The organism is Staphylococcus devriesei, assembly GCF_002902625.1.
GTDB lineage: Bacteria > Bacillota > Bacilli > Staphylococcales > Staphylococcaceae > Staphylococcus > Staphylococcus devriesei.
Genome location: NZ_PPRG01000081.1, coordinates 1 through 5,985 on the forward strand (window position 1 = coordinate 1; position 5,985 = coordinate 5,985).

The window sequence follows — 5,985 nt, forward strand, 5'->3', positions numbered from 1 at the left end:
AAACTACACAAATATATAACGATAATATAAAACAATTATCATATAGTGGTACTATGGTAAAAAGTTTCATGGTAATATTTAGATGTCTTAATTAATTTTCAGTAGTAAAAATAAATAAATGAAATGAAGGTCAAAATGAAATGAAAAAGTTAACTAAATTATCAGGCGTTATAGGGGCAGTTGCGCTTAGTGCGACATTCCTCTTACCAACAAATGATGTTGATGCTGCTGTGGCATCTTATCCTTACAATGGCTTGAATAATACAAACTATTATCAAGCGGCCAATTTAAAAGCTAGAGCGGGCAGTATCTCAATCAATAGAATTACTAACCCCTCTAAATCGGGTTATGATGCGGTTGGACGTGTTACTAATTTAGATGGTTGGAAAGGTAAAAATAAAGATAGTATGGGTACTGGTTTTATTATCGGGCCACATACATATATGACAAATCTTCACGTAGTCCAAGATGGCAATGGTAAAGTAGCTAGTCCGAAAGATGTAAAAATCGTTACTGGTCGTAATGGTTCAACTAAGAAATATACATTTAAGTCTACACAAATCAAACGTGTTCCAAATGCTGACGCGGTTATCGTCCACACAAAGGAAGATATGAGTCGCTATCTTAAACCATTAAAACTTGCTAGTACTACAACAATTAATAAATTAAAAACTGGTTCTAAAATTAAAGCGCCAGGTTATGATAAATATTATAAATATGGCCCAACAGAAGATAACACAAGAATGTGGGAATCACATGCGAGATTCTTAAAAACAACAACGAACGGCCGTGAAATTATGAATAAACAAATCTTTAGATCTGGCGGTTCTGGTTCACCTATGTTAACAAGCAGCAACCAAGTGATTGGTATCTCTGCATATGGTTGGAACCTAAACGGCACAACAGGCAATGAACTTGCTGGAGGTTTTAAATTCACAGGTAGCATCCGTTCATTCATTGTTAAAAATATTAAATAATAAGCAAGATGCTCAAAAATAGCTATGAAATTTTCTGTTGTCGCAGAGATAATTCATAGCTATTTTTATATATTTTGGGAATTTTGAGATTAAGATATATATAATGTATTATTTTAGCGAATTATCTTTCTACAACAGACCCTCTAATTGGGCTTTCTAAATTAGAAAAGTTAATTTTTAGTGATTTACAACTATTAGTAGGGAGCGGCGTATCTGTAATTTGAAAATGAATGTGAGATTCAGTAGAATTACCAGAATTTCCGCATTTGCCGATAATTGTGTTTTTGTCTACTTTTTCTCCTGGACTCACACAAATTGAATTTTGTTTAAAATGAGCAATCATACTGTACTCATTTTCAGTGTGCCTAATAATTATATAATTTCCAGAAGGGTGTTTAATGTCTATATTTCCCGGGATATTATCAGGTAAATTATTACGTACATCTACAACTACGCCTTCTAAAGGCGCTAAAACATTTTGGTTAAAAGCGTAAAAGTCCTCATTTTTCTACCTTCATTCATATAAGTAAAGCCATTATTAGCTATTAACAAATCATAAGCATAGCGTTGACTAATAATATCATGATGATAATTAACTAATTTATTATTACCGCCCCAAAAAACAGTCCATTGCTTATCAATAGGCATATTATATTTAAGAGAGGTGGTAGGCTCATGATTTTTTGCATCTGAATAAGTCAAAAATAAACCTTCAATTTGGTTGTTATTATTAATGGCTAAATATGCACCTTGCTTTTGATCATTACTAATAAAAATAACGTGTTTAACATTATTAATTGAAAAACTACTATAAAGTATATGATTAGAACTATTATATTTTTTTATGATTCTTTTTAGTTCTCTTTTCTTCACATGTTTTTTAAATTCAGGAGACAGATTATTATAGATTGCTTTGTATTGGTTATTATTAATGGAATCTAAATATGAGTCTTCAATGTTAAACATATTATACGCTCCTTTCTTCTTATTATATCTTTTACAATTTCTTTTTCCAAAATATCATGAATTGCATTAAGTGAATTAAATGAAAGTAAGTATTAAAATAGAACGTAAGATATGGACAATAGGAGGGTGAAACGTGAGTTATAACTTTGATGAAATTATCGATCGTCGGTCTACCAATGCGATGAATGTAGAAGGCTATAAAGGTTATTTATTTGGTGATGCCGATGTTTTAGATATAGAAGATAATGATGAATTAATTCGTATGTGGGTAGCAGATATGGACTTTGAGACGCCGGAAGTCGTGCTAGATGCTATACGTGACCGTCTTGATAAGAAAATACTAGGTTATACCAACATCTTTGGATCAGACTACTATAACGCATTTGTATCATGGACAGAACGACGTTATGGTTATACTTTTCCCCAAGAACAACTCGTATTCTCACACGGCATCGTAGCTGGATTAATAGAATTAGTAGGCTATATTTGCGCTAAAAATGATAAAGCACTCATTCTTACACCAAGCTATGGACCTTTCAAAATGGCATGCGACAAAAATCATATTTCTACCGTATATTCACCAATGATTAATCATAATGGATATTATGAAATTGACTTTGAAGATGTACGCCAAAAGGTAGAAACAGAAAATATTAAATTATGTATCTTTGCGAACCCTCATAACCCGACAGGCAGGGTTTGGTCAGAAGAGGAATTACGACAGTTTGGCCAAATTATGAAAGATAATAATGTATGGTTAATCTCTGATGAAATTCATTGTGATATTAAACGTAGTGGGCAAACACATACGCCGTTCGCTAAAGCCGTTCCAGATTATGACAAGATCATCACCGCTATGTCCCAAAGTAAAGCATTTAATATTGCTGGGCTAATGTTCTCAAATATCATTATTCCTAATACGCGTTTATTAAATATCTGGAAACGTCATCACTTCAGTACTGAGAATCCGTTGAGTATCGTGGCGACTCAAGCTGCTTATGAAAAGGGCGAAGACTGGTTGGAAGCCATGAATGATTATTTAGATGGCAATTTCCAATACCTAGCCGACTTCCTAGAACGTGAACTACCACATGCAGAGTTTAAAATTCCAGAAGCAACTTACTTAGCTTGGGTAGATTTAAGCTATTATATTAAAGATAATGATATTAACGAACCACTAGCCAAATACTTTATTAAAAATGCCGGCGTAATTATAGAAGGGCAAGAACAATTCGTCCACAACGCAGACGGCCACGTAAGAATTAATCTCGCCGTCCCACGTAAGATTATGCAAAAAGGCCTACAAAAAATAAAAGACGCATTAGTATAAATATTGTGACGTAGTAATTTACTGATTTTAAGGGGAGAAGCATTATGACTATTATTGATTACTCAACAAATGGCGCTACACCTTTTCAAAGATTATTAGGTCATCAACAAGAATTGATGATGTCTTGGACTCGATTAAGCGATTTACTAGAAAATGGTGGTGCTCTTAGTAAAGAACTAAAAGAAGAAATACGAAGAATGCTAGCTCAAAAGAATGGATGTATTGTAAAGCAAAAGGTCAACCTACCGGCAGTCTTAAAGATGAAAAATCAGTAGTTTGTATAGGCTTTGCGGAAGTTTTTATTAAAATGGGTGATCAAATACCAGATAATATTATTAATGTTTTAAAAGAAAACTTGAACGAACAAGAAATTGTGGAACTTGTTTCATTTATTACTTTTACAAATGCCCAACAAAACTTCGGGGCAATTATGAAATTAGAACCTGATAGTGAAGGATAGCTCTTCCCTAATTAAAATAATAAAACTCCGATTGAGTAAATCAATCGGGGTTTTTGCTTATATAGATTTCTATCTATATAGATGGTAATCTATTAATTGTTGAGGAGGTAGTGTATGTCTTATAAAGAGTTATCAACAATGCTTAAGGTTTTATCGGATCCAAGTAGATTGGAAATTATAGATTTACTGTCATGTGGAGAGTTATGTGCATGTGACTTGTTGGAGCACTTTCAATTTTCGCAACCGACGTTGAGTCATCATATGAAATCATTAGTAGATAATGAGTTAGTTACTACTCGAAAAGAAGGAAATAAACGCATATATCAGCTTAACCATCACTTATTAGATAATATTCATCAAGATTTAACTATGCTAAGTACTTCGAATGAACGATGTATATGTAAAAATATGAAATCAGGTGAATGTTAATAATGACTATTTTAGCAATTGTAATATTTTTAATAACCTTAATTTTTGTAATATGGCAACCTAAGGGTTTAGATATTGGTATTACGGCATTAGTCGGAGCCATTATAGCTATTATTACAGGCGTAGTGAGTTTTTCTGATGTAGCTGAAGTTACAGGTATTGTTTGGAATGCAACGCTGACATTTGTTGCTATTATTCTTATTTCTCTCATTTTAGATGAAATAGGTTTCTTTGAATGGTCGGCAATACATATGGTTAGGGCTTCAAAAGGTAACGGCTTAAAAATGTTTATCTTTATTATGTTGTTAGGTTCTATTGTAGCTGCGTTTTTCGCTAATGATGGTGCTGCGTTAATTTTGACACCTATTGTACTGGCAATGGTAAGAAATTTAGGGTTCGATAAGAAAATTATCTTCCCATTTATTATAGCGAGTGGATTTATTGCGGATACGACATCGCTACCTTTAATTGTGAGTAACTTGGTTAATATTGTTTCTGCCGATTACTTTAATATTGGTTTCCTAGAGTATTTCGGTCGGATGATTATTCCTAATCTATTCTCTTTATGCGCAAGCATCGTAGTTTTATGGTTATATTTTAGAAAATCAATACCAAGCACGTTCAATACTGATAATATTTCACTACCTAAAAGTGCGATTAAAGATCAACGGTTATTTAAAATGTCCTGGGTTGTATTAGGTGTGTTATTTGTAGGATACCTTGTCAGCGAAGTTATTCATATTCCTGTATCTTTTATTGCAGGTGCTATCGCAATTATATTTATACTATTAGCACGTAAATCTAAAGCAGTTCATATTAAAAAAGTGATTAAAGGCGCACCATGGAATATCGTCATATTTTCAATTGGAATGTATTTAGTGGTATTTGGTTTGAAAAATGTAGGCATTACCACAATATTAGCTGATGTACTATCTCATATTTCAAGTTACGGCTTATTGAGCAGTATTATGGGAATGGGGTTTATATCTGCCTTTTTATCTTCAATTATGAACAACATGCCGACTGTATTAATCGATGCTATTGCGATTGGACAATCTAGCGTCACAGGAGCAATTAAAGAAGGTATGGTTTATGCGAATGTGATTGGATCTGATTTAGGACCGAAAATCACACCTATTGGTTCTCTAGCAACATTATTATGGCTACACGTTCTTACTCAAAAAGGTGTGAAAATTTCCTGGGGAACGTATTTTAAAACAGGTATTGTCATAACAATTCCAGTACTATTTGTAACATTGTTAGGCTTATACCTTACACTTATACTATTTTAGGAAAGAAGCGTGAATTATGAAGAAAAAAACTATATATTTTTTATGTACTGGTAATTCATGTCGTAGTCAAATGGCTGAGGGCTGGGGAAAGAAATTATTAGGTGAACATTGGAACGTCTACTCTGCTGGTATTAAAACGCATGGCGTAAATCCAAAAGCAGTAGAGGCGATGAAAGAAGTGGGAATTGATATCTCACACCATACATCAGATTTGATTGATTCTCATATTTTAGAACAGGCAGATCTAGTTGTAACGTTATGTAGCAACGCGGATGAAAACTGTCCAGTCATGCCATCACATGTTAAAAAAGAACATTGGGGTTTCGATGACCCAGCCGGTAAAGATTGGTCGGAATTTCAACGTGTTAGAGATGAAATTAAACAAGCTATTGAAAACTTCAAATTAAGATAATATAAGGAAGTGGGACAGAAATCTAGGGAGCGAGACAGAAATCTAATGTAATTTCAAAGATTTCGTCGTCCCGCCCCGGCAAGGTTGACTAGAAATGAAGAAAGTGAGGCTCGAACGCA

The 5,985-nt window shown here is 33.5% G+C and carries 6 protein-coding genes and 2 pseudogenes; 6 read left to right on the plus strand and 2 right to left on the minus strand.

Features of this window, described 5'->3' with window-relative positions:
• Positions 1-140 precede the first annotated feature (140 nt).
• Positions 141-977, plus strand: a complete 837-nt coding sequence (locus CD147_RS10915; protein ID WP_103167495.1) for a trypsin-like serine peptidase — start codon at positions 141-143, stop codon at positions 975-977.
• A 121-nt stretch (positions 978-1,098) separates the two neighbouring features.
• On the opposite strand, the pseudogene CD147_RS12580 reads toward CD147_RS10915, so the two are convergent.
• Both CD147_RS12580 and CD147_RS10925 read right to left on the minus strand, forming a co-directional pair.
• Positions 1,099-1,401 (minus strand): annotated as a pseudogene (locus CD147_RS12580) (M23 family metallopeptidase); the annotation flags it as partial.
• 44 nt (positions 1,402-1,445) lie between these two features.
• Positions 1,446-1,943, minus strand: coding sequence for a hypothetical protein (locus CD147_RS10925; protein ID WP_103167497.1), 498 nt, complete (start codon positions 1,941-1,943; stop codon positions 1,446-1,448).
• Between the two features lie 133 nt (positions 1,944-2,076).
• Here CD147_RS10925 and CD147_RS10930 point away from each other — a divergent pair, with 133 nt between their 5' ends.
• The 5 genes and pseudogenes from CD147_RS10930 (at position 2,077) to arsC (ending at position 5,866) form a co-directional block, all read left to right on the plus strand.
• Positions 2,077-3,273 (plus strand): 3M3SH-releasing C-S lyase, encoded by a 1,197-nt coding sequence (locus CD147_RS10930; protein ID WP_103167498.1) that lies wholly within the window; start codon positions 2,077-2,079, stop codon positions 3,271-3,273.
• 44 nt (positions 3,274-3,317) lie between these two features.
• A pseudogene (locus tag CD147_RS10935) lies at positions 3,318-3,733 on the plus strand (carboxymuconolactone decarboxylase family protein).
• A gap of 114 nt (positions 3,734-3,847) precedes the next feature.
• The gene (locus tag CD147_RS10940; protein ID WP_103167499.1) at positions 3,848-4,162 is read left to right on the plus strand and encodes an ArsR/SmtB family transcription factor; all 315 of its coding nucleotides are present in this window, start codon (positions 3,848-3,850) and stop codon (positions 4,160-4,162) included.
• Positions 4,162-5,454 carry an arsenite efflux transporter membrane subunit ArsB gene (gene arsB / locus CD147_RS10945; RefSeq protein WP_174694347.1) on the plus strand — a complete coding sequence of 431 codons (1,293 nt, stop codon included), beginning with the start codon at positions 4,162-4,164 and terminating at the stop codon, positions 5,452-5,454. Before CD147_RS10940 ends, arsB begins: the two co-directional genes overlap by 1 nt.
• 16 nt (positions 5,455-5,470) lie before the next feature.
• Positions 5,471-5,866, plus strand: a complete 396-nt coding sequence (gene arsC / locus CD147_RS10950) for an arsenate reductase (thioredoxin) (protein WP_103167501.1) — start codon at positions 5,471-5,473, stop codon at positions 5,864-5,866.
• Positions 5,867-5,985: the final 119 nt, after the last annotated feature.

What these genes read in the sequence shown, in the direction of transcription:
- CD147_RS10915 (WP_103167495.1), top strand. Translation starts at nt 141, where the DNA reads ATGAAAAAGTTAACTAAATTATCAGGCGTTATAGGGGCAGTTGCGCTT.
- CD147_RS10925 (WP_103167497.1), bottom strand. Translation starts at nt 1,943, where the DNA reads ATGTTTAACATTGAAGACTCATATTTAGATTCCATTAATAATAACCAA.
- CD147_RS10940 (WP_103167499.1), top strand. Translation starts at nt 3,848, where the DNA reads ATGTCTTATAAAGAGTTATCAACAATGCTTAAGGTTTTATCGGATCCA.
- arsC (WP_103167501.1), top strand. Translation starts at nt 5,471, where the DNA reads ATGAAGAAAAAAACTATATATTTTTTATGTACTGGTAATTCATGTCGT.